Origin of the sequence: Bacteroides sp. MSK.20.82, from assembly GCF_019052485.1 — a bacterium.
In the GTDB taxonomy this organism is placed as follows: Bacteria; Bacteroidota; Bacteroidia; order Bacteroidales; family Bacteroidaceae; genus Bacteroides; species Bacteroides thetaiotaomicron.
In genome coordinates, this window is the sequence record NZ_JAHQUN010000017.1 from 59,439 (window position 1) to 85,069 (window position 25,631).

Consider the following 25,631-nt stretch of genomic DNA (forward strand, 5'->3'; position numbering starts at 1 on the left):
GTAACAATGAAAAAGTTTACTTTATATATATTGACGGCTTTTGGTCTGATGGGATTAGCGACGAGCTGTAATGACTTTGGGGATGTGAATAACGACCCTATGAACCTGAATCCCGGAGTGGTGGATTATAAAATGGAATTTACTCAGGTTGAAGCACAGATATGTGGCTCCGACTGGGACGTGTGGCGTAATGGCTGTATCTACACAGCCAACATGATACAGCATACGGCTAGTGTAGATTGGGCGTATGGAGTTTTCTATACATGGAACGATCAGTATAGTGGTGCTTATTGGGGAGGATTCTATTCTGGTGGGCGTGCAGCTATTCGTAATATTATAGATGTGATGAATAATTGGGAAGGAAATCCCGCTTATGCGAATGAATATCAGATGTGCCGCATTCTGAAAGCATATATGTTCCAGAATATGACTGACCTTTATGGAGACGTTCCTTATTCTGAAGCAGGGCAGGGGTATTCTACCAATCCGATTCCGTATCCTAAATATGATACACAAGAAGCAATCTATAATGATCTGCTGAAAGAACTCGATGAAGCACAAGCTGCATTAAGCACTTCTGCCGGTAATACGATAGGGGCTGCCGACGTTATCTATAACGGTGATGCTGCGAAATGGAAGAAATTTGCAAACTCACTGATGCTCCGGGTAGCCATGCGCCTGACCAAAGTAGCTCCTGATAAAGCGAAAACATGGGTAGCTAAAGCGGTTTCGAATGGCTTGTTCGTAAGCAACGATGATAATGCGATCGTCAGACATACCAATGGTTCACCAAGCGATGACTCTGCCGAACCTTACGGAAAAGTATTTTCCAGTCTGGATACTCAGGCGTTCTATATCAGCGAAACATTTATAAACATCCTTCAGGACGATCCTCGTCTTCCTCTGATTGCTACAGTTTGTACCAGAGATCCTAAACCGGGATGGGGAGATGCTGATTTTGATTTAGGTGACAACACGGCTGCTAAGCAGAAAGGTATGCCGGTTGGTTATGATGTGTCAGGAGGAGACTGGGATTTGAGTAAAGCTCCAAGCTATCAGGTTGATTGGAGAAAAGCATATTCTGTTCCTAACCGTACAGTTTATGCACGCCCGGATTCACCCTCTATGCTTGTCACTCATGCCGGTAACTTGTTATTATTGGCTGATGCAGTGAAACGTGGACTCTATACAGGAGATGCAGAAAAATTTTATAGAGATGGAGTAACTGCTGCCATGAAACAATTCTCCTATTATGAAAAAGCCTCAGCTACGATTACAGATGATGCGATAACTGCCTATCTGAATGCTAATCCATTGGATGCTGATACGGAAAAAGCGCTGGAACAGATTAATACGGAATATTATATCCATACGTTCTGTAATGAGTATGAAGCTTTTGCAAATTGGCGTCGTACTGGATATCCCAAATTAACCCCGGCTCGAAATGCAGCCAGCTATCCTAACAATGTGACAAATGGAGAGATTCCTCGTCGTTTCATTTATCCGACAAGTGAAATAACAGCTAATCCTGTTAATTACAATGATGCCGTTAAGAGACTTAGCGGAGGCGATAAGATGACATCACGCGTATGGTGGGATAAGTAATAAAGTGTTATAAATAAGTCGGTCGGCTCTTGGGGACTGACCGGCTTATTATATAGTTTTTAGGTCTAAATAAAAGAACGGGATTCATACGAATCCCGTTCTTTATATTTATATAATCTGCAAGATTGTCTTTAAGTGCAATCTTCTTATCTGTACAATGGAACATTGCCATCAATAATACCGCCTCCGAATTTTTTTGATAATCTGACAGAAAGTGTGCTTCCGGCTTTTAAATCAAGATCTTCCACTGCACTGATCTTCTGAGTGACTCCTCCGACAGTGATTGTTCCTATTTCCTCTCCAGCATTGATCTTTTGCGGGAGAACATTGGTAGTAACGCCTTCGGATACTTTCTTTACTTCGATATTCTCTGACAGCGCATTTTCGTTGATTTCTATGGTACCGTTCAATAAATCCTGCGTACCTTCGTTTTTCAGGCTGAGCTCAACTTTAGCTTCGCCTTCATACGGACGATCGTTCTCATCAAGTATAATAACCGGCACGGTCATTCGTTTGAATTTCAGCGATACATTCTGGCTGCCCGGAGCTGCTTCCGCTGTTCCGAACAAGTGCTCCTGACCTCCTTTTAAATAGCGTTTGTTACCGCCTGATCTGGTAGCGGCTTCGTCTGTCAATGCCGGATAGTGGGCGTAGAAGGTTACTGTGCCTGTGGCAGTTCCTATTTCGTTCCATGCGCGGCTGTCTTTGCCAACAATAAACGGAGTATAGTCCTGACCGGAGGCAGCCATGGAGATAACTTCTCCTGTAGTGATGCTATTTCTGGCAGGGAACAGATCATTGCTGGTACGGGTGAGCGGGTCAGAGAGAGCGTCGTCGATAGAGATAGAGAAGTTGGTTGCTTCTTTACTTGTTTCTTGCAGTTCATCCTGTTGCTGACAACTGAACAAACATCCTGCGGCTAGAAGAATCAAAAAGTTTTTTCTTTTCATTTTACTAAGTATTAGTGAGTTTAAGTGAGATTAGATGCTAATATTCTACTTTGTCTTCTTTGGACATCCAGGCTTCAAAGGCTGTAATGGCTTCGTTGTGCAATAATACTTCCGAGGGAAGTTTTCTGTCGGCAGGTTTTAGAGCCAGCTCATCATAAATAAAGGAATCGTCAAAACCGATGTTTTTGGCATCTGTCTTGTTGTTCCCATAATACATTTTGTCCAGTCGTGCCCAATAGATGGCACCCAGACACATCGGGCAAGGTTCGCATGAAGTATAGATTTCGTATCCGCTGAGGTTGAATGTTCCCAGTTTCGCGGCTGCGGCACGTATGGCACTAACTTCGGCATGAGCAGTGGGATCACATGAAGAGGTTACTCTGTTGACTCCTGTAGCTATAATTTCTCCTTCTTTTGTTGCAATGACAGCTCCGAACGGGCCTCCACCATTAGCAACATTTTCCTTCGAAAGCTCTATTGCTTTCCTCATTAGTTCTTCTTTGGTCATAGTTATAAAAAATAAATATCGTTAGTTTTGCTTTTATTGCTACCTTTCGCAAATATAAAGAAAACTAACGATAGAATAAAGTGATTAAATTATTTTAAGAAACAAACGAGGGAGCATTATCTTAGAGCTTCCCTAATATTTTGTCCATTACCCAGTTAGTCAAGGTAGCACTTTCTCCGTCGCATGAGCAGACTGACTTACCGAGCAGATGATCTACTACTGCCTGAATAAGAGGTTGTTGAACATGCTCAGGATTACCGATACAGATTTCCTCCCGGCCGCGTTCGGTGTGCAGACCAATCGGCTCGTACGTAAAGACAGAGAAGCAGATCATACCTTTATCTCCGATAATTTCGATGCGGTCTTCGCGGGCGGAATCATGGGCAACAAAGCACCATGAACCACTGCCGACCAATCCGTTGTCGAACTGGAAGCAGGCGCTCAGCGTATCTTCGGCAGGATAAAGCCCTCCACGATTGCTCTTATATCCGCTGGCTTCGAGGATGCAGCCGAACATATCTTGCAGCAAGTCGATCTGATGCGGGGCGAGGTCATAGAAGTAACCGCCACCGGCAATATCAGCCTGTACACGCCAAGGAAGATTTTCACGGTTGTAATCCAAATCACGTGGCGGCTGTGCAAAGCGGACTTGTACGTTTATGACATTACCGATAGAACCGTTCTCTACCATTTCTTTCACTTTCTGAAAGTAGGGGAGATAGCGGCGGTAATATGCGACGAAACAGGGAACACCCGTTTCCTTAGAAATACGGTTGATGCGTGTACACTCCTCATAAGTGACAGCCATTGGTTTTTCAATATAGGCAGGCTTGCCTGCTTTCATAGCCATAATGGCGTATGTAGCGTGTGAAGAAGGAGGAGTGGCGATATAAATGGCATTTACTTCCGGATCGTCTATCAGTTCCTGAGCGTCATCATACCATTTTCTGATTCCTCTTTCTTTTGCGTAAGCCTTTGCTTTGGCGCCGTCGCGGCTCATTACAGCTACTACTTCAGAATGTTCTACCTTTTGAAAGGCGGGGCCACTTTTGGTTTTGGTTACTTCTCCGCAGCCGATGAAGCCCCATTTAATCATCTTTTCACTCATAATATACCTATTGTGCTTGTTTTAACAACTCCCAAAGATAAAGCTATTTTTTATTAAGAACAACTTTATTGATTGTTAACTGTCAGAAATAGGCAAGGGGCTGAGTTTTTACTTTACCAGTACCAGCATACACCGAAAGAGAACGGATAAAGTTCGGGACCTTTGTTCTTCTCAAAGAGGCCGTAGGTGGAGTAACGCATATACACTCCTAAATCCGCATAACCGGCTTGTGCAAGTAAGTTGATACCTAGCGGGCGCCCGTTCAGTCCCTTGTCAATCGTCTTCTTCGATCCGTTGACTTTGGCTTTGGATCTGAATCCGTGACGTATTTCGGCTTCGGGACCTACAGCAAAGAACAAAGGACCTTTGCCGTTGAGCCGTGTTTGCCATTCGATAGAGAGCGGAATGCGGAAGTAGAAATAGCGCAGACGGCTTTTGCTGTACTCTGTAGGCTCTTCTGCCTCCATGCCGGAGTAAATTTCAGTCACTCCGTCTATTTCACGAAATACATCATTGCCGTCCAGGCGCATACTGCGGTATCCCCATCCTAGTCCGATGGTGATCCCCCAGTTATAGGTAGGTGCAAAAGCGTGCGAACCGGTAAACAGATTGCCGCCTATCTCCCATGAATGACTGGTGTTGAGGTCGGCACCGTTCGACGGATTGAATGAGAGGAAGTCATTGGACAGTCGGGTGTAGCCGATGTAGAATCCGCCGGCATGTGGCTCGAACCTGTTTCTCTTGTTGTTTTTCTTCGAGAAGGGGAGAGCGCTCAGCACGGTACGGCTTTCCGTACTCTGCCCGTTCAGGTAGACTCCTTCGAAGATTTGCGCGTTTGTTATCGTATCTCCGCCGGATGCGCTTTCGTAGAGTTTCACTTTAATCTTGTCGCCTTGTTCCTTGATCACGATCTTCCGTCCGTTGACGTAAAGTGTTGTATCCTGCGGTGTACTTTCATTTTGTGCCATTCCGCTCATTGGAGCTATCATGAGCCATAGTAATAATAGTTTTTTCATATTCGTATTTCTTTATCTGTTTTTTATTCTTTCTTCATGAATAACATGGTGATCAGGTCGTCGGCATCCAGTTCTCCTTCGATATAGATAAGGGTAGCCGAATCTTTCTTTCCGGTTTTGAAGAGGATAAAGCGGTTCACATCCTCCTTGAGCTGGGGAAGCTGGTAATAGCCGGACTTGATTTGCCCGTTGGAAACCACTTCTTTCACCTTCTTTGCTTTCTTCTTGTCGGCTTCCAGGCAACGGAGAATCGTAGGTAGTGCATCACTGGCATCCTTGAACACAAGACTTTTATAGAGAGTCATCTGGTAAGTTTCCAGCATTTCATTGGATAGCTCTACCATAGTTACCCCTTTTTGCTTTCCGTACTTCTGAAAGACGGTGGCAATCTGTAGTCCCTGTTGGGCGGCCGCATGGGCGGCGAATGTAAGTAACAGGGTGATTAGTGTGGTACGAATGATTTTATTCATCATAATTATATGCTGTTTTTATATTATTCATCAAATAAAGTAGCGAACACTTCCTCCTCGCTGAGGCTGACGTCACGAAAGGCGACCATCGCCTGTTCGCGGATTAAATGAACGTCCGTATATTCCTTCCCGTCAATGATCACATAGTTGGCCGGTGCAGGGGATAGATGACGGTAGATACCGGAGATGCCCACCAGTAGCAGGATGGCGGCAGCGGCAGCACTGAGACTGTAAGTCAGATACTGTCTGACCGTTTTTGTCTTTTTCTCGAATGGGGCGAGTTCCGGCATCTCGGCGGCATTACCTTTACCGGAGATTTCCGCAAGTTCCTTCTGTTCCGCTTCGAAGAAAGCGAACATCGGGCAATATACCTCCAGATGTTCCGGTACGAGCCCTTCGGCAAAGAAACGTCGTAGTCTGCGTTCTTCTTCGCAAGTGGTTTCTCCTTCGAAATATTTGTTTAGCAAGGTTTCTATATCTTTCATGCTTTGTTCCTCCTTTTTCGTTCTTGTATCGTTTGCAAATAGACTTCCCTTACTTTCTTGCGGGCCCTCGACAGATTACTGCGGATGGCTTCTGCGTTGCAGCCGGTGATTTCGGCAATCTCTTCCGTCTCGTACTCTTCGATGTCTTTCATGCGGATAATCGTTCGTTGCAGCGTAGGCAGGGAGTCGATAATTTCCCGCATCAGTCTGAACTCATCTTTCTCTTCCAGCAGTCGCTCCGGAGTGGCCGAAGGGGTGGGAGCCTGTACACGGTCGAGTGATAGAGTGTCCGGTCGTTTGGCACGCCACATATCCATGCAGAGATGATGCGTCATGGTCATGGCTACGGCTTCGATACTTCTGTACTCGTCTAGCTTCTGGCGCAGATTCCACAGCTTCAGCATGACTTCCTGTACGGCATCTTCCGCATCCGAAGGATCATCTGTCATCCTTCGGGCGTAGTTCAGCAGCTTGTCTCGAAGGGGTACAACGGTTATTTTAAATTGTTTCAGTTCCATTTACACTGATAAGACGGTGGCGGATTAAAAACGTGACATCGAAAAGGGAATTTTTTTCAAAAGTAGAGCAAATTTTTGTCAAGAGCAACTTTATTGATTGTTAACTCTTGGGAGCTGTCCGGAAACAGAGCTTCTGTTTTGGGATAACAAAGCATCGGTTTATGGATAACAAAGCATCGGTTTATGGATAACAAAGCATCTGATTAATCATAACAAAGCATCTAATTAGTCATAAGATACTATGTTAAGTATGGTAACAAACGAGGTAAAACGGACTAAGCTCGGGGGTAAAATGAGCAAAAAGCTGGGAAAAAGGCTGATTTTCATTCATTGTAACAAAAAGAAAGGAGGGAACTGTGATTCCCTCCTTTACGTGTAGTTTAACTGAAACTACTTTATGATTACGTTGACAAAGATACGACATTCAAATGCGAAAGTCAAGTCTTCGGCGTATTATTTTTTATCTATTTATCACCATAGTATTTCCGGTAAATCTTTTGATACTCTTTTTCTTTTTGGAATTTATCCAGCCATGTATTCAAACTATCGAGCAATGCGGGTGATTGCTTGCTGACTGCCCATGAGTAGAATTGAGTAAAACTGATTGCGGTATTGATATCTACCTGAGGCAATGAATCTGCCACTGCACGGGCAATGCTTTCATCACAGACGGCATAATCGATATCTCCATGAGCAACTAACGAAATCAACTGCTCTGAACCGTATTTCTCTATTTCCTTTATATAAATAGTATCTCCGATTTCATTTCCCAGATTCTGAATACGTAGAATAGAAGGCGAGCCTTTCACCACATGAAGTGTCTTTTGGGCAAGGTCCAATTGGTTTCGGATATAAAGCGAATCATTCTCCCCGTTCGCTTTTCGTTGCACCAGCACCTGCTTGTTGAGTATGATGGGGGAGGTGAGAAGCAGGGAATCTTTCAGTTCGCTGGTTGCCAGTATTCCGTAAGCTATGACATCGTAGCGTCCGTCGCTTAATCCTCTCAGCCGTTCGTCGAAGCTCATGACAGGAGTGATTTCAGTTTTCAGCCCCTTGTCACGTGCGAACGCTTCTATCAGTTCATAATGGAATCCGGAGACAGTGTCACTGTCTACATAAAAACTGATTGAATTATATTCGGTGGCTACACGCAGGATACCTTCTTTGGCGATGGCTGCATAATCACGTGGATGCCCCCGAGGTTTTTCCTGCTTACCGCAATAGCGGACAGAGAAGATGAGTGCCAGTACAATGACTACCGGCAACAGATATCTGAATAGTCTCAATTTCGGGCGCGTTTTCATAAGCCATAGAGGTTTTGTTAATCATAGAAGTTCCATGAAAGTCCGAATTTCAGCACACGTGGGTTAATGGGGTAATGAGGTGCCAGGAAGTAATTAGGTTTGCTCATTCCCTGATTGACGTGATACATCATCACATAGAAACGGGTACGTTTCAAGTGTAAGTTAGCATAAACATTCACTATCGGATAACCGCCTATCTCTACTTTACCTTCTTCCGGTTGCAGGTAGAACTGCTGTGTAGCAGGCATATAGGCCGGAGCATCATATTTAGTGAAGTAACGTACATCAGCACCTAATTGTACACTCAATACTTTTTTCGCCAGCTTGAACTGCATATAGAAGTTATGATACAGCGAAAGTTCCGGCAATGGAAGTACAGCCTGATCACTGGATTTCTGCCAGATCACTTCATTGTCCAGATGGAAGATTCCCACTTTGAAATCCTGATTGAAGCAAGCTGATACTACTTGCAAGCTACCACCTTTTTGTTCCGGTAATGCCTGCTGGTTGAAATAAGTATAGTTCTTTATATTTTCAACACCGGCTCTTAAGCGGGTCCCCCAATTAGCTATGCTCAGCTCGCCTTCGATACGGGTGCGGAATTCCTTATCCATATCATCATCCCACCAAAAATGTTTGGAGTGGTAATGACGCATGTAGAATGGAGCAAGTTTATTACTGATTTCTCCGCGTGCAATCACACTGACGGTATCTTTCCATAAAGGGATATTTAAGTCGATATCTCCTTTGACATCAAACTGTCCGATAGCCTTTCCTGCCATGCCCACTTCACCGATTGCATGATAATGAAGAAAGTTTCCCTGTTTTTTAGTCAGTTCGCCACCGATATAGATTTCTGTCTCATTGTATTTATCCTGCTTTAGCGGGTCTAGGCTCATTAATGAATATTTGCTCAGCTTATGTGAGGCAAAGGCTGTCAATCCGGCTTTTGCATATTTGTTGAAGCCTTCGAGCAAAGCAATACCTATGGTATTCTTGACTCCGATATAGACAGTACTGTCTCTGACGAATGTATTCTCTTTATCAAGGAGAGTTTGCTTGTAATAGTTTTCTACATTATCATCCGAACGGAAATTATGGCGCGAACGTTCTACCTGAATGGTATGTATAAAGCTGGTGACCGGAACAAATTCCTGTTTGGCAGGCATCGTATCATTTTCTGCCTGTGGAATATCCCGGTGGAATCCCAGATTATAGCGTTGTGTCAGAAAGACATAGAAGTCATGGTTACGGTTGGCACTGGCATTGAGTACGGTAGGGATATTGACAGATTCATATTCTTTTCTTCCTTCTGCCATTTCTTCCGGTGCGGTAATGTATCGGTCGTCAGTGATACCACCGTTCTCATTCGTTTTCAGATAGTTGTTGCTATAGATTCCCTGCACCTGATAGCGGTCGCCAATGTAACTACCGAAAAGCGCGGCATTAAAATAAGAAGTATTTTGATTATTATAGTAGCCTCGGCCATACAGATAATCAATATTAAAGCCGAAAGCCAGCTTCTTGTTTACATTGACTGAAAAATAAGATTTGAAACGTTCTTCTCCATTTTGCTTATTTCCGGCCTTGTGATAGGTCAGGTTAGTATAAGGAACATTACTATTCGTAAAGTTAAATTCCGTCGGGCGAATGAAAAAGCTGGAGAAAGGCTCCATAAAGATGGTTGGCTCCGGATAACGACGCTCAAAGAAGATACGCGACAGACGCGGTGAACCTAGGTTGGCCAGATAATTATAATGTCCGGTGATTCCTTCTGTAAGATTCGTATTCTGAAAGTGATGATAAGTTGTATCTGCCGGAATCATTGTCCGGTCGCCCAATTGATTTTTAATGCGCCACATGTAGAGTGTAGGTGGCAATCCCTGTACTTCAACATTGGCACTATCCAGTTTGTCCGGAATCATGGCAGGGTCTACCTGATTACCATATTGGTCGCGTCCGTTCTCGTCGATTTGTTGGCGGGCAGGGTTGAGCTGTGCATGGATAGCACTCAGTCCTACAACGGAGAATAATATATATAATAGTAAGATTCGTCTCATAATTGGAGGCAAAGATACTTACTTAAATTGAGAATTGAGAATTGAGAATTGAAAATTATGTTGCATCGCGCTATTATCTAGCAAATAATTCTCAATTCTCAATTTTAAACTCTTAATTTATTAAACTTCGTGGATTAATTCCATTCCTTTTTTGATCGCTTCCTCGTTCATAGGAATCAAGTGGTGATGGCGTTCCGGAAGAGTTTTCTTCAATCCTTTGATGACGTTTTCCAGAGTTACGATAGGACGGAGTTGCAGTAAACCGCCAAGTACGATCATATTGAAGGCTTTCGCATTATTCATTTCGTTGGCAGCATCCATTGCGTCGATGCGATATACTTTGATATCCTTGCGGGTAGGAGGGTTGATAATCCCATATCCGTCATAGATCAGGATACCGCCCGGCTTTACTCTGCTTTCAAACTTTTCCAGTGAAGGCTGGTTCAGTATGATCGCCGTATCATATTTACTCAGGATCGGTGAAGAGATTTTGTCATCGCTGACAATCACTGTCACATTGGCTGTTCCGCCTCGTTGTTCAGGACCGTATGCCGGCATCCAGCTCACTTCTTTTCCTTCCATCAGTCCGGAATAAGCAAGGATTTTACCCATGGACAATACGCCTTGTCCACCGAATCCAGCAATAATTATTTCTTCTTTCATTGTTCTGTTGACTTTTGCGTTATTCTTTATCTTTTAAATCACCCAGCGGATAGAATGGGAACATGTGTTCCTCCATCCATTTATTTGATTTTTCCGGAGTCATCTTCCAGCCGGAGCTACAAGTTGATACGATTTCTACCAGATTGGAACCTTTGCCGTTCATCGAATTTTCGAACGCCTTGCGTATTGCCTTCTTGGCTTTGCGGATGGCGGGCACTGATTGTACCGACTGACGCGTAACGTAAGCAGTTCCTTCCAGTTGGGCGGCAATCTCGGTAATCTTCAATGGATAGCCGTGCAGTTCGACATCACGTCCGTAAGGACAAGTAGAGCTCTTCATGCCTACCAGAGTCGTCGGAGCCATTTGTCCGCCGGTCATACCGTAGATAGCGTTATTGATGAAGATAATAGTAATATTTTCGCCACGGTTCAGTGCGTGAATTGTTTCGGCAGTACCGATACAAGCTAGGTCACCGTCACCCTGATAAGTGAAAACGAGACGGTCGGGCCATAAGCGTTTGATAGCTGTAGCCACCGCAGGTGCACGTCCGTGAGCAGCTTCCTGCCAGTCTATATCCAGATAGTTGTAGGCGAAAACTGCGCATCCTACCGGAGAGACTCCCACCGTTTTTTCTTCCATACCCATTTCCTCAATAACTTCGGCAACGAGCTTGTGAGCCACGCCGTGACTGCAACCCGGGCAGTAGTGCATGGCATTATCATTCATCAGAGTCGGTTTTTTATAAACCAGATTCTCAGGTTTGATTATTTCTTCTTTAGTCATAACTTCTTCTCCTTATCTGTTGGTGAACCGTATAAAAAACTCCATCAGCTTGACAAAGATTGCCGCGCCGCATACGTAGATAAACATTTTAAAATCTTCCTTTCCTACTACAAAGTAGACAATGATAGCGGCAAGTGCCAATATCATGAAAAGGATGTTCAATACGTTTCTTATTTTATCGGGATTCATCGTCGTTTCGTTATTTGATTATTTTTTCTTCCAGAGCAGTTACAATTTCATCCGGATCGGGAACAATACCGCCGAGACGTCCGAAATGTTCTACCTTTATTTTACCATTGACAGCCAGGCGGACATCTTCAATCATCTGTCCGGCATTCAATTCTGTAACGAGCATACCTTTCACTTTGTCAGCGTAGGCGGCAATGGCTTTGGTCGGGAACGGCCACAAAGTGATGGGGCGAAGAATACCTACTTTGATTCCTTTTTCGCGGGCAAGTTCCATTGCTTTCTGACCGATACGTGCCATGGAACCGAAAGCTATGATCAGATATTCTGCATCTTCGCAGTTGATTTCTTCGAAGCGTACTTCGTTTTCCTCAATCTGTTTGTATTTAGCCTGGAAACGGATGTTGTTGATTTCCATTGCTTCCGGCTTCAGTTCGAGTGAAGTAATAATATTCGGTTTACGACCTTTCGCTTTTCCGGTAGCAGCCCACGGACATTGTTCGATAACTTCTGCATCGGTGCGGCGTGGCTTCTGTGCAGGAAGAACTACTTTTTCCATCATCTGTCCGATTACACCGTCGGCAAGGATAATAGCCGGATTACGGTATTTGAAAGCAAGTTCGAATCCGAGTGCAACGAAATCCGCCATTTCCTGTACGGATGCCGGAGCAAGGGCAATCAGTCTGTAGTCACCGTGACCGCCTCCTTTCACTGTCTGGAAGTAGTCCGCCTGACTCGGCTGGATGGTTCCCAATCCGGGGCCGCCGCGCATTACGTTTACAATCAGACAAGGAAGTTCGGCACCTGCGATGTAGGAGATACCTTCCTGTTTCAGACTCACGCCGGGACTTGAGGAAGAGGTCAATACCATCTTTCCACTACCTGCGCCTCCATATACCATATTGATAGCTGCCACTTCACTTTCTGCCTGGAGAACTACCATGCCGGTTGTTTCCCACGGTTTCAGTTCGGCAAGCGTTTCCAGTACTTCCGATTGGGGAGTAATAGGATATCCGAAGTATCCGTCCGCACCGCAACGGATAGCTGCGTGGGCGATGGCTTCGTTTCCTTTCATTAATACAACTTCTTCTGCCATATTCTTTTTCTTTTATTCTACTTTTACTTTATACACTGAGATACATCCGTCGGGACAAACCATTGCACACGAACTGCATCCGTTGCAGGTATCTTCTTTTACTTGCCAGGCATAGTTATAGCCTTTCATATTTACCTCTTTGTTGAGGGCGATTACATCGAGCGGACACGCTACTACACATAGGTTGCATCCTTTGCAACGCTCCGTGTCGACTACGATTGCTCCTTTAATTTTTGCCATAATCTCTATTTTATTACGTTATCTTTGAATTCGGTTATTGATTATACATATCTTTGTGGTAGAAATTCAGGATATCTATCGCCATTGTTCTGGCTTGAACAGCGGGGCTGTCGGGATTAAGATCGATAGCATACTGGTAGTTATCCAGCGCCTGCTTCCAATCTCCTTTTTTTCGGTAGGCATTTCCCCGTAAATAGTAGAGCATATCTTTATCTTTCTCGACAGAATCGTCTTGGAGAAGTTGGTCCAGTTGCTTGATTGCTATGTCCACATCCCCTTGATTGATAAGCTCTTTTAGGTTGTCTATTTGCTCCATTTTCTTTCGTCTTTCGGGATTCTGAATCGCAAAGATAGTTTTTATTTATGTAAATGGGGGAAAATGAGAAAGGAAATTTACCTCCTTTTGTTTTTATTGCATATTGGGTGAATAAATAATCAATATTAAATATGCCTTAAGATAATTCTTGAGTATAAAAGACAGAATTAGAGAAGATGTATTTATGTTAATGACAGGTAAAACCGTATATTTGCAAGCCGTTTATCTGCAAACAATGCATAGGCGGTAAGGTGAATAACATCTTTATTTATGTGCAGAATCAAAGAATAATATGGAAATAAAAGAACGTATACAGTTGCTGCTGTCCGAAATGAACAGGGGGGTATATGAGAAAGAGGCTGAAATCGGTTTGTCTTTGCTGGCTGCTTTGGCGGGCGAAAGTATTTTGTTGCTGGGACCTCCTGGGGTGGCAAAGTCGATGGTGGCCCGTCGGTTGAAGAGAGCTTTTGTAGATGCAAGGGCATTTGAATACCTGATGTCCCGTTTCTCCACACCTGATGAGATCTTTGGTCCGGTGAGCATCAGCCGTCTGAAGGAATCGGATAAATATGAGCGTGCTGTGGACGGGTATCTGCCTACAGCGGATGTCGTGTTTCTGGATGAAATATGGAAAGCCGGTCCGGCTATTCAGAATACGTTACTGACGGTCATCAATGAAAAGCTGTTTCGTAATGGAGATACGGAGCTGAAACTTCCGTTGAAGCTGCTGGTGGCTGCCAGTAATGAACTGCCTACGCAGGGCGAAGGACTGGAAGCCTTGTGGGACCGTTTCTTGATTCGCATTATCAGCACTTGCGTGAAACAGGAGGAAGCGTTCTATCAAATGTTGCTGGACGATGGTGACGAAGAAGAACAGGAAGCATGTCGGTGGCAGATTTCGGATGAGGAATATGCTGGATGGCAGAAAGAGATACGGCAGATCAAGGTATCTGCCGAAGTCCTGTCCTGCATCACAGAAATCCGTAAGAACCTGGAGAAAGTCGAGATTCAAGGCTCGGAAGTACATCGGAATGTCTATGTGAGCGACCGTCGCTGGAAGAATATCGTGAAGCTGCTGAAAGCTTCTGCTTTCATTCATGGTCGGAAGGAAGTCTGTCTGACAGATTTATTACCTGTTTACCACTGCTTGTGGAATGAACCGGAAGAGTGTGCGGATATCCGGCAGATCGTTGTCCGTGCGCTGTTTGTTCCTTATGTGAAGGAGATAGCCGCTATCAACTTATCATTAAAGTCGGACCTGAAAGTGAGCCGCGTGCGTGAAGCATTGGAGAAAGCCCGTCAGAAAGGTGACCGCAGAGACGATGATTTGATGATCATCGATCATTTCTACTATCAGATAGAGAATCATGGTACGGGAAATACCTACATATTTATTGTGGATTATAAGAATCTGAAAGAATACAGTCCGAAGGATGTTCCTGCAACAGGAGTCATGTATGCCGATCCGCTGAATCCGAAGCGAACGATTATACGTACTTTTTCGGATGCCACCAAAATGAAGGAACAAGGTGCCGAAAGGGTGACACTTTACAGGGATGAGAAGAATCTTTATATCAATGGTGTCCGCTTTCCGATGCGTCGGCTGAAGAGGGGAGAGCAACAGCAGTTGTGGCTGGGCAATATGACTCTCACCGACCGGGATTATGAGACGGAGTTGGAGACAGCCCATGACCGGATTGAGAAATTAGTAAAAGACTTGTCTGAGAATATTTTTATTTCCGAAGAAGATAAAAAAGGGGTGGCACAATATGTGGCGACCCTTCGTAAAGAGATTGCATGGGCACGTGTGGATGTCCGTAAACTGAGATACAGCGATGAGTCTTAGATATGATGCTGCATTTTATGTGCAGGTGCTGGATAAGTATGTAGCGACCGGAGAGTGTGCGGAGGCGGATAACGAACCGCTGTACGCTTACCTGCTTTCCGTCATGAACGATCCGATGATAAAGATACAAGTCCTGAGTGATGAACTTTGTGCCCGAATCTTTTACGATGCAATGAGCCAGTTTATCCGTCTGAATCTGGAAAAGCAAAAGTACAATATGCAGAAAAGCCAGTCGGAACAGCAAGGAATGGAACTTGTGCTGGAATGGTCCGAGACCAAGCGGAAAGACGGGTGGCAGGCTTTACTACAGGAGGTTGCCGACAAACATGAAGGTAATGGTTTCGACAAGGCATTTTATCAGGGGCAGTTCGGCAATGAAGGGAAATATGCGGATGAGGAAGTCTGGGAGAGGATGGTGGACGACTGGAAAGAGGCTTTCCAACGGGATTTGAAGGAGCAAAAGGAAAAGGAGATAGAACAGCGCAAAGATGATTTCGAACGCAGACTTCATGCCAATCTCAGGAATATCCCCGGATATATCCGGCAAAATAACATAGAGAAAGACGAGTTCTATCAGGCTTGGGGCTTGATGAGCGGTATGTGGAATACGGTGGATTTTGAGCGGATACGCAAAATTGTCCGCATTCAGAAAGAATATCCGGAAGTGGTCAAGGTTGCCAATAAGATGGGGCGTATGGCTGACGATGAAGGACAGGAGCAGCTACATGTCGCGCAGGGGAATGTATATAAGATGGAGCATTCTTCTAAAAGTGACATTTTGGGTATCACAGTAGGGAATGACCTGAACGCATTGCTTCCTACAGAACTGGCGCATTGTGCCGATGATGAGCTGGAAGACTTGTTTGTCTATAAATATGTTACCCGAAAACTTCAGACCTTCCGCTATAAATCCGAGATCATGCAACCGGCACGGCGACTGGAAATAAAGCCTGCTACGCAGAAAGGACCGATGATAGTCTGTCTGGACACTTCCGGAAGCATGGTCGGGAAACCGGAAAAGATTGCATATTCGCTGCTGATTAAAATATTGGAAATAGCTGACAGGCAACGTCGGGACTGTTTCCTGATTGCCTTTTCTGTATCCATCAATCCGATTGATGTGCGGAGAGAGAGGGCGCGGCTGCTTGAATTTTTCTCCACCACCTCTTGTGGAGATACGGATGCTACCCGAATGCTGCAAGCTATCTTCCGGTTGCTTCAGTCAAAAAAGGAGTATATGAATGCGGATGTGTTATGGATCAGTGATTTTAAGATACCTTTATCCGTGCCGGAACTGACTGACAAGATGCTGGAATATAGAAAAGTGGATACGCATTTCTACGGTCTGCAACTTGGGATTGCGGAGAATGAATGGAGTCCTTTCTTCGACCGTATTTATAGAATTGATTATACTCCTTCCCGACGTTACTGATTGTTTTTTGGAGGATTCGGTTTATTTGCTTAAATTGCCACCGGATATAAAGTACATCTTTCAAATGCAATAAAACGATGTTAGATATTATTCTGATTATACTAGGTGTGTTATGCCTCATTACCGGACTGATGGGATGTATTCTTCCCTTTCTACCCGGTCCTCCCGTTGCTTATTTGGGATTGGTCCTTCTTCATTTTACGGATAAGGTTCAATACACTACCACACAACTTATTGTATGGCTGCTGATTGTTCTTGTCGTGCAAGTCTTGGACTACTTCACCCCTATGCTTGGCAGCAAGTATAGCGGTGGTAGCAGATGGGGCAATTGGGGATGTATCATCGGGACCCTTATCGGCCTTCTTTTCCTGCCTTGGGGAGTGATTTTCGGTCCGTTCTTGGGAGCAGTTATTGGCGAATTGCTAGGGAATAAAGAGTTTTCTCAAGCACTTAGATCGGGGGTAGGATCATTGATTGGATTTCTACTGGGAACATTCCTGAAATTTGTAGTTTGTGGCTATTTCTGTTATCAGTTTATAGTCGGGTTTATTCGATCATAGAATTCGTTTTGTACGGATTTGAATTATAAGTTTTTGCTTCTTTTCGGAACAAAAAGGGGCAAAACTCGACCTCGCCAACAAAGAAACGACATTCCGTATTCAGTCCTTTCAGCCTTGTCCGCAAATGCCCAGTCAGAAGGGGATAGCGGCTGAAGGGGGCATTTTATACCCTGTCTTTAGGAGCTTCTGAACGGTGCAAGTGGCTTCAGTCCCTTCAGCCTGAAAAATAATCCATTCGAACGTCGGTAGTTACTGACTTAATAGAGCCTGTGTTTATCTCAAACAAAGGTTCTGTTTGGAATAAACACAGGCTCTGTTTGAGGTAAACAGACCTTCTGTTTTTTATCTGAACTATTGGTTAGTTTATTGATTTGAAGTAAGCCGGTATCCCACCAATCTTACCCTCGGTGTTGAGTACCCTTCGCCTCGGTACTGAGTGACGTTTAGCGCCGAGCTTATAAAATTCACCTCGCATGCGGAGTAGCTACAACTTGCATGCAAAGAGCTATAACCAATTAACTATGGATTTATTATTGAGGATGAAAGGACTGAAGCCACTTGCACCGTTTAGAAGCTCCTAAAGACAGGGTACAAAATAGTGCCTTCAGCCGCTATCCCCTTCTATCAAGTCGTTTGCGAGTAAAACTGAATAGTCTGAATACTGAAAGTACTCCAATTGTAGCAATGGCATTTTTATTATTTTCATCCTATTCGAGTACTAAATTGATGTATGCCCGTCCTAACTATAATAGCACATTGAGTTTGTACCATGAAAAAGACAATCGTTGTTCTTCTTTTTATGGCTTCTTTAGGTTTATTTTCCGTTCTCGTCGCAGGCGAGGTTTATGTTTCTCCGCATGGGAGTGACAGGAATGCAGGTACCAAAGAAGCTCCTTATCTTACCTTGAATCGCGCCATCAAGCAGGCTCGTGAATGGAGAAGGCTGAATCGTCCCGAGGCGGCCGGAGGAATTTGTATCTGTTTGGAAGACGGGGTTTATGCACAGTCCGCTCCTTTGTTTATCCGACCGGAGGATAGCGGCACGCCCGATTCTCCGACACTCATCCGTGCGGTGGAGAATGCGCATCCTGTCATCAGTGGCGGAGTGGCAGTGACCGGATGGAAGAAGGGATGTGATGATCCTCGGATTACAAAGGAATTAAGATCAAAAATATGGGTGGCAAAGGCGCCATCCTTTGGAAATAGAATCGTAGAAACCCGCCAGATGTGGGTAGACGGCAACAAGGCCCAGCGAGCGGCACAGTTTCCTGATGGAGTGATGGAACGGATGATTGATTTCAATCCGGAAGAACAGACGATAATAATCCCTGCTTCTCAGATCGGAAACCTCCTCAATGCCCGTCGACTGGAAATGATAGTTCATCAACGTTGGGCGATTGCCATTCTGCGTGTGAAGAGTATAGACGTTAGGGGAGAACAGGCCGTCATTCGCTTTCACGAACCGGAGAGTCATCTGGAGTTTGCCCATCCGTGGCCTCAGCCCGTCATCGGGGGAGAGAAAGGCAACTCTTCCTTTTGCCTGACGAATGCTCTGGAACTGCTGGACCAACCCGGAGAGTGGTTTCAGGAATATCCGTCGGGGACAATCTACTATTATCCCCGCTCGGAAGAAGATATGGAGACTGCCGAAGTGATCGTTCCTGCTCTGGAAACATTGATGATTGTAGACGGCACATTGGAACGCCCGGTGCGGCATATTCGAGTGGAAGGAATCACCTTTGCCCATACTTCATGGATGCGTCCTTCCTATCAGGGACATGTCACTTTGCAAGGAGGTTTTCCTCTGCTGGATGCTTATAAACTGCATGAACCGGGACTTCCGGAGAAAGCGGAACTGGAGAACCAGGCGTGGATTGCACGCCCCGAAACGGCAATACGTGTACGGGGTACTGAGCATCTTACGTTCAGTCGCTGCAGGTTCCGGCATCTGGCATCTACCGGACTGGATTATGAATGGGCTGTTTCATCTTCTGGCATAGAGAATTGTGTCTTTTCGGATATCGGCGGTACAGGCATACTGATTGGTGCATTCCCCGACGGAGGTTTTGAGACGCATGTGCCTTTCATCCCTCCGGAAGAACGTAACCTATGCACGGACATTAACATTAAAAATAATCTGATCACCGATGTGACCAATGAAGACTGGGGGTGCGTGGGGATCGGTGCGGGATACGTCAGCGGTATCGACATTTCCCATAATGAAGTCTGTCACTTGAATTATTCGGGTATTTGTGTCGGCTGGGGGTGGACATCGCTGGAAAGCGGAATGAAAAACAACCGGATAGAAGCCAACTACGTACATCACTTTGCCCGTCGTCTGTATGATGCCGGAGGACTTTATACGCTTTCCAACCAACCGGGCTCCGTGATGCGGAATAATCGGATCGAACATCTCGAAGAAGCATCTTACGCCACCAATGACAGGGCCTTTTATATTTATTTGGATGAAGCTACGGACGGATATACGATTGAAAACAACTGGTGTCCGACTGAACGTTTCGACTCGAATCGTCCCGGCAATCGGAATGTATGGAAAAATAACGGACCACAAGTGACAGAAAGCATTAAGAATAAGGCCGGAAGGATAAAACCGGAGTAAGTACAGTCCGACACTGAGCCTATCGCAGTGTCGGACTGTGCAAAAAGTGGGGCCATAGAGACTTGTGAAGTCTGCATGAAGATAAAACTAATAATAATAGATCATAAATGAAACCTACTAATTACCATTTGTTCGATTTCCTTGATTTCGATACAGAGTTATCAAGGGATGAGTCACTTTGGAAAGCCTGTAAACCGACAGCCGTTTATGAAAGGGACGGGGATATCTGTGTCACGGTTCCCTTTCAGAAACAGCTGTCAGCCAATGATATGGCTGCGGATACGGCTGTCCCCCGAGAAGAATATACGTTGATCATACGCCAGTATAATATCGGCATTACCCGTCTGTTTCTTGGATTTGGTGAATATGAACTGACAGATCAGTCGGAAATGCTGCAATTCAGCGAACGGATTCGCAGAGTACCTTTGTCTGTAGAGAAGCAGGGAGGCAAATGGATTCTTTTCACCCAAGACGGGACGAAGCGTGCCGCTATCAATGTAGAAGAGCCGGCTTTGGACCGATGGAGCGAGTTACTGCCCGATCCTCAGGAAACACTGGACATCACTCTGTATCCTGACGGCAAACGCGAAATCCGCCTGGCAGCATACGATCATTTCTCACCTCCCCGCTATGACGGACTGCCCATTGCCTTCTGCAAACGGACGGGCAAAAAGGAACGTGCCACCCTTTCTTTCGAGAGCCGGCCGGACGAATGCTTTGCAGGAACCGGAGAGCGTTTCTTCAAAATGGACTTGAGCGGACAAACGCTTTTCCTCAAGAATCAGGACGGGCAGGGAGTAAATAACCGGCGTACCTATAAGAATATACCTTTCTATCTCTCCAGCCGGATGTACGGGACTTTTTACCATACCTGCGCCCACAGCAAACTTTCGCTGGCGGGACATTCCACCCGCTCCGTACAGTTCCTGAGCGATCAGGCTATGCTGGATGCATTTGTCATTGCCGGCGATGCGATGGAAGAGATACTTCGCGGCTACCGTGACCTGACCGGATATCCTTCGATGCCTCCTCTCTGGAGCTTCGGAGTGTGGATGAGCCGGATGACTTATTTCAGTGCCGACGAAGTAAATGAGATCTGCGACCGTATGCGTGCCGAACATTATCCCTGCGATGTCATCCATCTGGATACCGGATGGTTCAGAACCGACTGGCTGTGTGAATGGAAGTTTAACGAGGAACGTTTTCCCGACCCGAAAGGATTCATTCAGAGATTGAAGAAGAACGGTTATCGTGTGTCCTTATGGCAGTTACCTTATGTTGCTGAAGATGCGGAACAGATCGAAGAGGCAAAGGCGAATGAGTATATAGCTCCTCTGACGAAGCAGCAGGACACGGACGGTTCCAACTTCTCGGCTCTGGATTATGCGGGTACTATCGACTTTACTTATCCGAAGGCAACCGAATGGTACAAGGGGCTATTAAAGCAACTTCTGGATATGGGAGTCACCTGTATTAAAACCGATTTCGGAGAAAATATCCACATGGATGCTGTCTACAAGGGCATGAAACCGGAACTGTTGAATAACCTGTATGCCTTGCTCTATCAGAAAGCAGCTTACGAAATAACAAAGGAGGTAACAGGGGACGGCATTGTCTGGGCACGTGCCGCTTGGGCGGGTTGCCAGCGTTATCCGTTGCACTGGGGAGGTGACTCCTGCAGTTCATGGGATGGCATGGCCGGTTCACTCAAAGGAGGCCTGCACTTCGGTTTATCGGGCTTTGCCTTCTGGAGCCATGATGTCCCCGGATTCCATACCTTGCCCAATTTTATGAACTCAATCGTAGCGGATGACGTCTATATGCGCTGGACCCAGTTTGGAGTGTTCACCTCACATATCCGTTATCATGGAACCAATAAGCGGGAACCCTGGCATTATCCGGCTATCGCCCCGCTGGTGAAGAAGTGGTGGAAACTGCGTTACTCGTTGATTCCCTACATCATAGAGCAAAGTAAACTGGCAGTAGAAAGTGGCTGGCCATTGTTACAGGCACTCATCCTGCATCATCCGGAAGATAAACTCTGCTGGCATATCGATGACGAATATTACTTCGGCAATGATTTCCTGGTAGCTCCGGTGATGAATAGCGAAAACCGTCGCGACATTTATCTCCCCGAAGGACAGTGGGTGAATTTCTTTACCGGCGAACGGTTGCAAGGCGGACGCTGGCTGAAAGAGGTGTATGTGCCCTTGGAAGAGATGCCTGTTTATGTGCGTGAGAATGCCGTTATCCCGATTTATCCGGAGGAAGTGAATTGTACGGACGAGATGGATTTAAGCAAAAGTATTGCCTTGCGCATAGATCATAATTACAAAGGATTTTGGACTAAATAAAGAATAGCGATGAAAACTTGGAAAACAAACTTAGAAGAAACGAAACAGCGTTATATAAATTGGTGGAATCATAAAGGAATTATTCTTTCTATGTGGGAACACTTTCAGGAAGGCGTGAAACCGCACGCCGACATTGCTCCACCTGCTCCGGCAAGGGATTTGTCGCAGAAGTGGTTCGACCCTCAATGGCGGGCGGAATATCTGGATTGGTATGTCGCTCACAGTAGTCTGATGGCGGATATGCTGCCTGTTGCAAATACTCAGTTGGGTCCCGGCTCGCTGGCTGCTATTCTGGGCGGAGTATTTGAAGGAGGCGAAGATACGATCTGGATACATCCCGATCCGAACTTTAATGATGAGATCGTATTCAATCCCGAACATCCGAACTGGCTCTTGCATAAAGAACTTCTGAAAGCCTGTAAGGCTAAAGCCAACGGAAACTACTTTGTTGGTATGCCCGACCTGATGGAAGGACTGGATGTATTGGCAGCTTTGAAAGGTACGGATATGGTATTGCTGGATACGGTGATGCAACCCGAAGTGCTGGAGCAACAGATGCAGCAGATCAATGACATCTATTTTAAAGTCTTTGATGAACTCTACGACATTATCCGTGAAGGGGATGAAATGGCATTCTGCTATTTCTCTTCATGGGCTCCGGGCAAGATGAGTAAGTTGCAGAGCGATATTTCTACCATGATCAGTCAGGATGATTATCGTCGTTTTGTGCAGCCGTTTATTCGTGAGCAATGTCAGAAAATCGATTATACGCTCTATCATCTTGATGGAGTGGGAGCGATGCATCATCTTCCCGCCTTGCTGGAGATTGAAGAACTGAATGCCATCCAATGGACGCCCGGTGTCGGCGAGCCGCAGGGAGGTTCTCCGAAGTGGTACGATTTATATAAGAAGATATTGGCAGGAGGCAAGAGCGTAATGGCTTGCTGGGTGACTCTGGAGGAACTGAAACCTTTGTTGGACCATATCGGGGCAGACGGAGTGCATCTGGAAATGGATTTCCACAATGAGAGGGAAGTGGAGCAGGCAATGAGAATCATTGAGGAATATACCGGCTCTTCTTCGTCTGTGTCTGCAGATGTTCACACGAATCAACCCGTTGGAGAACAGGATAATGCACAGGAAAGTATTCGGATCAGAGAAGAAAAGTCTCAGGAAGAGGATCGGATGAAACCTTTGTATGATGCCATTGTAGCCGGAAAACTGGAACCGGCTGTTGAAGTTACAAAGGATGCCATTGCTGCCGGAGTGCTTCCGCAGGATATTATCAACGGCTATATGATTACGGCTATGGGCGAAGTCGGCCAGCGCTTTCAGGACGGCAAGGCCTTTGTCCCCCAGCTCCTCATGGCGGGGCGTGCAATGAAAGGAGCTTTGGAACTTTTGAAACCTTTACTGGCGGGGAATGCATCTGCTACTATCGGGAAAATTGTGATCGGTACTGTAAAAGGAGATTTGCATGACATTGGAAAGAACCTCGTGGCTTCCATGCTGGAAGGTTGTGGCTTCGAAGTGATTAATATCGGTATTGATGTTACTTGCGACAAGTTTGTTGAAGCGGTGAAGGAAAACAAAGCGGACATTTTATGTATGAGTGCCTTGCTGACTACCACTATGACTTATATGCAGGATGTGATCCGGGCATTGGAAGAGGCGGGGATCCGCGATCAGGTGAAAGTGATGATCGGAGGAGCACCCGTGAGTCAGGGATTTGCCGATGAAATCGGTGCTGACGGGTATAGTGATAATGCTAATACTGCCGTGGCGGTCGCCAAAGTGCTGATGGGGAAAAGAGATTAAGAATATTTTAATTGTTAATACTTGAATTATGCACGCGAAATTCTTAGACACACTGGATTGGGGCATTCTGATTGCCTATTTTCTGATTCTTATCGCCATTGGTATATGGGCAAGTTCCAAACGAAAGAAGGGGAGCAGTCTCTTTTTGGCGGAACATTCTTTGAGATGGCACCACATCGGATTCTCCATGTGGGGGACTAATGTGGGGCCGTCTATGTTGATAGCTTCTGCCAGCGCCGGATTTACTACCGGCATCGTTTCGGGCAATTATGCCTGGTATGCCTTCGTTTTTATATGCCTGCTTGCTTTTGTTTTCGCTCCCCGTTACTTGGGTTCTCGTGTTTCCACCTTGCCGGAGTTTATGGGAAAGCGGTTCGGACAGTCTACCCGTAATATCTTGGCATGGTATACGATTGTTACAATCTTGATTTCCTGGCTAGCATTGACATTGTTTGCGGGTGGCGTTCTGATTCGTCAGGTATTCGATATACCGATGTGGCAGTCCGCTTTGATATTGCTGATCATATCCGCATTCTTTACGATGCTCGGAGGATTGAAAGCGGTTGCCTACACGAATGTTTATCAGATGATCCTGTTGATTCTTGTTTCGGCTGCGTTGGCTATTGTAGGAATCTATAAAGTTGGTGGTATATCGGCTCTGACAGATGCCGTTCCGGCAGACTTCTGGAATCTGTTCAGACCGAATGATGATACCGCTTTCCCTTGGTTGCCGATTATTTTGGGATATCCTGTGATGGGAGTATGGTTCTGGTGTACGGATCAGTCGATGGTACAGCCTGTGTTGGCAGCCAAAAGTCTGAAAGAAGGACAGTTGGGAACGAACTTTACCGGATGGCTCAAAATACTGGATGTTCCTCTTTATATTCTTCCGGGTATCATCTGTCTGGCCTTGTTTCCGCAGTTGGAGAATCCCGATGAGGCGTATATGACGATGGTAACCCATTTGTTTCCTGTCGGGATGGTGGGGCTGGTGTTGGCTGTGTTGACTGCCGCGCTTGTCAGTACTATCGGATCGGCATTGAATGCTTTGAGTACCGTGTTTACAATGGATATTTATGTGAAGAAGATTCGCCCGCAGGCGAAGCAGAAGGAGATCATCCGGGTCGGACAAGTGGTGACGGTAGCCGGTGCTCTGATATCGGTAATCATAACGATTGCCATTGACAGCATTCACGGACTGAATTTATTCAATGTTTTCCAGTCTGTATTGGGATTCATTGCACCTCCTATGGCGGCAGTTTTCCTTTTTGGCGTTTTCTGGAAGCGTACGACTACGTTGGCTGCTAACGCTGCCCTGACAGTGGGGACGGTATTCAGTATAGGAGTAGGTGTATTGTATCTATGGGTATTTCCTGCGGATCAATATTCTGCATGGCCTCATTTTATGTTATTATCCTTCTATCTGTTCGTTATTATCGGGATAGGGATGGTAGTTGTCGGTCTATTGGATAAGACTCCTCAGACGGCAATATTGAATATGGAGAAGATCGAAGAAAAGCCTGCCCGCATTGTACTTATCTTATGGGGGTTGCTTATCGTAACTATGATAGGGCTTTATATCTTCTTTAATGGCCATTAAAGAAGATATAAAGCTGACTAAAAAGTCGATAGTATCTTAAGTCTCCTCCTTCCCGAAGGAGGAGAATGGTGGTACTACCGACTTTTAGTCAG

At 45.5% G+C, this 25,631-nt stretch carries 23 protein-coding genes; 8 read left to right on the plus strand and 15 right to left on the minus strand.

Features of this window, described 5'->3' with window-relative positions; translation table 11 throughout:
* The first annotated feature begins 6 nt into the window (after window positions 1-6).
* A complete protein-coding gene (locus tag KTR07_RS15180; RefSeq protein WP_008766147.1) occupies window positions 7-1,605 on the plus strand; it encodes a SusD/RagB family nutrient-binding outer membrane lipoprotein in 1,599 nt (532 codons plus the stop codon).
* Window positions 1,606-1,751: 146 nt separating this feature from the next.
* Here KTR07_RS15180 and KTR07_RS15185 read toward each other — a convergent pair whose 3' ends face one another.
* The 15 genes from KTR07_RS15185 to KTR07_RS15255 all read right to left on the minus strand — a co-directional run bounded on the left by KTR07_RS15185 (window position 1,752) and on the right by KTR07_RS15255 (window position 13,309).
* Window positions 1,752-2,555 (minus strand): fimbrillin family protein, encoded by an 804-nt coding sequence (locus KTR07_RS15185; protein ID WP_008766146.1) that lies wholly within the window; start codon window positions 2,553-2,555, stop codon window positions 1,752-1,754.
* A 37-nt stretch (window positions 2,556-2,592) separates the two neighbouring features.
* Window positions 2,593-3,063 (minus strand): nucleoside deaminase, encoded by a 471-nt coding sequence (locus tag KTR07_RS15190; RefSeq protein WP_008760614.1) that lies wholly within the window; start codon window positions 3,061-3,063, stop codon window positions 2,593-2,595.
* Between the two features lie 121 nt (window positions 3,064-3,184).
* The gene (locus tag KTR07_RS15195) at window positions 3,185-4,171 is read right to left on the minus strand and encodes a Gfo/Idh/MocA family protein (RefSeq protein ID WP_008760615.1); all 987 of its coding nucleotides are present in this window, start codon (window positions 4,169-4,171) and stop codon (window positions 3,185-3,187) included.
* Between the two features lie 113 nt (window positions 4,172-4,284).
* Window positions 4,285-5,187: a hypothetical protein gene (locus KTR07_RS15200; RefSeq protein ID WP_117981208.1), complete on the minus strand. Its 903-nt coding sequence runs from the start codon at window positions 5,185-5,187 to the stop codon at window positions 4,285-4,287.
* Window positions 5,188-5,210: 23 nt separating this feature from the next.
* Window positions 5,211-5,657: a DUF6108 family protein gene (locus tag KTR07_RS15205; RefSeq protein WP_032813845.1), complete on the minus strand. Its 447-nt coding sequence runs from the start codon at window positions 5,655-5,657 to the stop codon at window positions 5,211-5,213.
* 23 nt (window positions 5,658-5,680) lie between these two features.
* Window positions 5,681-6,142: a hypothetical protein gene (locus KTR07_RS15210; protein ID WP_117981207.1), complete on the minus strand. Its 462-nt coding sequence runs from the start codon at window positions 6,140-6,142 to the stop codon at window positions 5,681-5,683.
* Window positions 6,139-6,660, minus strand: coding sequence for an RNA polymerase sigma factor (locus tag KTR07_RS15215; protein ID WP_008760619.1), 522 nt, complete (start codon window positions 6,658-6,660; stop codon window positions 6,139-6,141). Before KTR07_RS15215 ends, KTR07_RS15210 begins: the two co-directional genes overlap by 4 nt.
* 464 nt (window positions 6,661-7,124) lie before the next feature.
* A complete protein-coding gene (locus KTR07_RS15220; RefSeq protein ID WP_055299514.1) occupies window positions 7,125-7,964 on the minus strand; it encodes a transporter substrate-binding domain-containing protein in 840 nt (279 codons plus the stop codon).
* Window positions 7,965-7,981: 17 nt separating this feature from the next.
* Window positions 7,982-10,024, minus strand: coding sequence for a putative porin (locus KTR07_RS15225; RefSeq protein ID WP_008760621.1), 2,043 nt, complete (start codon window positions 10,022-10,024; stop codon window positions 7,982-7,984).
* A gap of 120 nt (window positions 10,025-10,144) precedes the next feature.
* A complete protein-coding gene (locus tag KTR07_RS15230) occupies window positions 10,145-10,687 on the minus strand; it encodes a 2-oxoacid:acceptor oxidoreductase family protein (protein ID WP_008760622.1) in 543 nt (180 codons plus the stop codon).
* 19 nt (window positions 10,688-10,706) lie between these two features.
* Window positions 10,707-11,471 carry a thiamine pyrophosphate-dependent enzyme gene (locus tag KTR07_RS15235; protein ID WP_117981206.1) on the minus strand — a complete coding sequence of 255 codons (765 nt, stop codon included), beginning with the start codon at window positions 11,469-11,471 and terminating at the stop codon, window positions 10,707-10,709.
* Window positions 11,472-11,483: 12 nt separating this feature from the next.
* Window positions 11,484-11,660: a hypothetical protein gene (locus KTR07_RS15240; protein ID WP_008760624.1), complete on the minus strand. Its 177-nt coding sequence runs from the start codon at window positions 11,658-11,660 to the stop codon at window positions 11,484-11,486.
* A gap of 10 nt (window positions 11,661-11,670) precedes the next feature.
* Entirely contained in the window at window positions 11,671-12,753 is a 1,083-nt protein-coding gene (locus KTR07_RS15245; RefSeq protein ID WP_117981205.1) for a 3-methyl-2-oxobutanoate dehydrogenase subunit VorB, read from the minus strand.
* Between the two features lie 12 nt (window positions 12,754-12,765).
* Window positions 12,766-12,993 carry a ferredoxin family protein gene (locus KTR07_RS15250; RefSeq protein WP_008760626.1) on the minus strand — a complete coding sequence of 76 codons (228 nt, stop codon included), beginning with the start codon at window positions 12,991-12,993 and terminating at the stop codon, window positions 12,766-12,768.
* Window positions 12,994-13,027: 34 nt separating this feature from the next.
* Window positions 13,028-13,309: a tol-pal system YbgF family protein gene (locus tag KTR07_RS15255; protein ID WP_008766138.1), complete on the minus strand. Its 282-nt coding sequence runs from the start codon at window positions 13,307-13,309 to the stop codon at window positions 13,028-13,030.
* 292 nt (window positions 13,310-13,601) lie between these two features.
* Between KTR07_RS15255 and KTR07_RS15260 the strand changes: the two genes are divergently transcribed.
* From KTR07_RS15260 to KTR07_RS15290, 7 genes are all read left to right on the plus strand, one after another.
* The gene (locus KTR07_RS15260) at window positions 13,602-15,155 is read left to right on the plus strand and encodes an AAA family ATPase (protein ID WP_117981204.1); all 1,554 of its coding nucleotides are present in this window, start codon (window positions 13,602-13,604) and stop codon (window positions 15,153-15,155) included.
* A complete protein-coding gene (locus KTR07_RS15265) occupies window positions 15,145-16,587 on the plus strand; it encodes a hypothetical protein (RefSeq protein ID WP_016267894.1) in 1,443 nt (480 codons plus the stop codon). The genes KTR07_RS15260 and KTR07_RS15265 overlap by 11 nt, the downstream gene beginning before the upstream one ends.
* 77 nt (window positions 16,588-16,664) lie before the next feature.
* A complete protein-coding gene (locus KTR07_RS15270) occupies window positions 16,665-17,147 on the plus strand; it encodes a DUF456 domain-containing protein (RefSeq protein ID WP_008760630.1) in 483 nt (160 codons plus the stop codon).
* Window positions 17,148-17,916: 769 nt separating this feature from the next.
* The gene (locus KTR07_RS15275; protein ID WP_048692273.1) at window positions 17,917-19,767 is read left to right on the plus strand and encodes a right-handed parallel beta-helix repeat-containing protein; all 1,851 of its coding nucleotides are present in this window, start codon (window positions 17,917-17,919) and stop codon (window positions 19,765-19,767) included.
* Between the two features lie 107 nt (window positions 19,768-19,874).
* Window positions 19,875-22,121: an alpha-xylosidase gene (locus tag KTR07_RS15280; protein ID WP_117981203.1), complete on the plus strand. Its 2,247-nt coding sequence runs from the start codon at window positions 19,875-19,877 to the stop codon at window positions 22,119-22,121.
* A 9-nt stretch (window positions 22,122-22,130) separates the two neighbouring features.
* A complete protein-coding gene (locus tag KTR07_RS15285; RefSeq protein ID WP_008760633.1) occupies window positions 22,131-23,939 on the plus strand; it encodes a corrinoid protein in 1,809 nt (602 codons plus the stop codon).
* Window positions 23,940-23,967: 28 nt separating this feature from the next.
* Window positions 23,968-25,539, plus strand: a complete 1,572-nt coding sequence (locus tag KTR07_RS15290; RefSeq protein ID WP_008766132.1) for a sodium:solute symporter — start codon at window positions 23,968-23,970, stop codon at window positions 25,537-25,539.
* Window positions 25,540-25,631: the final 92 nt, after the last annotated feature.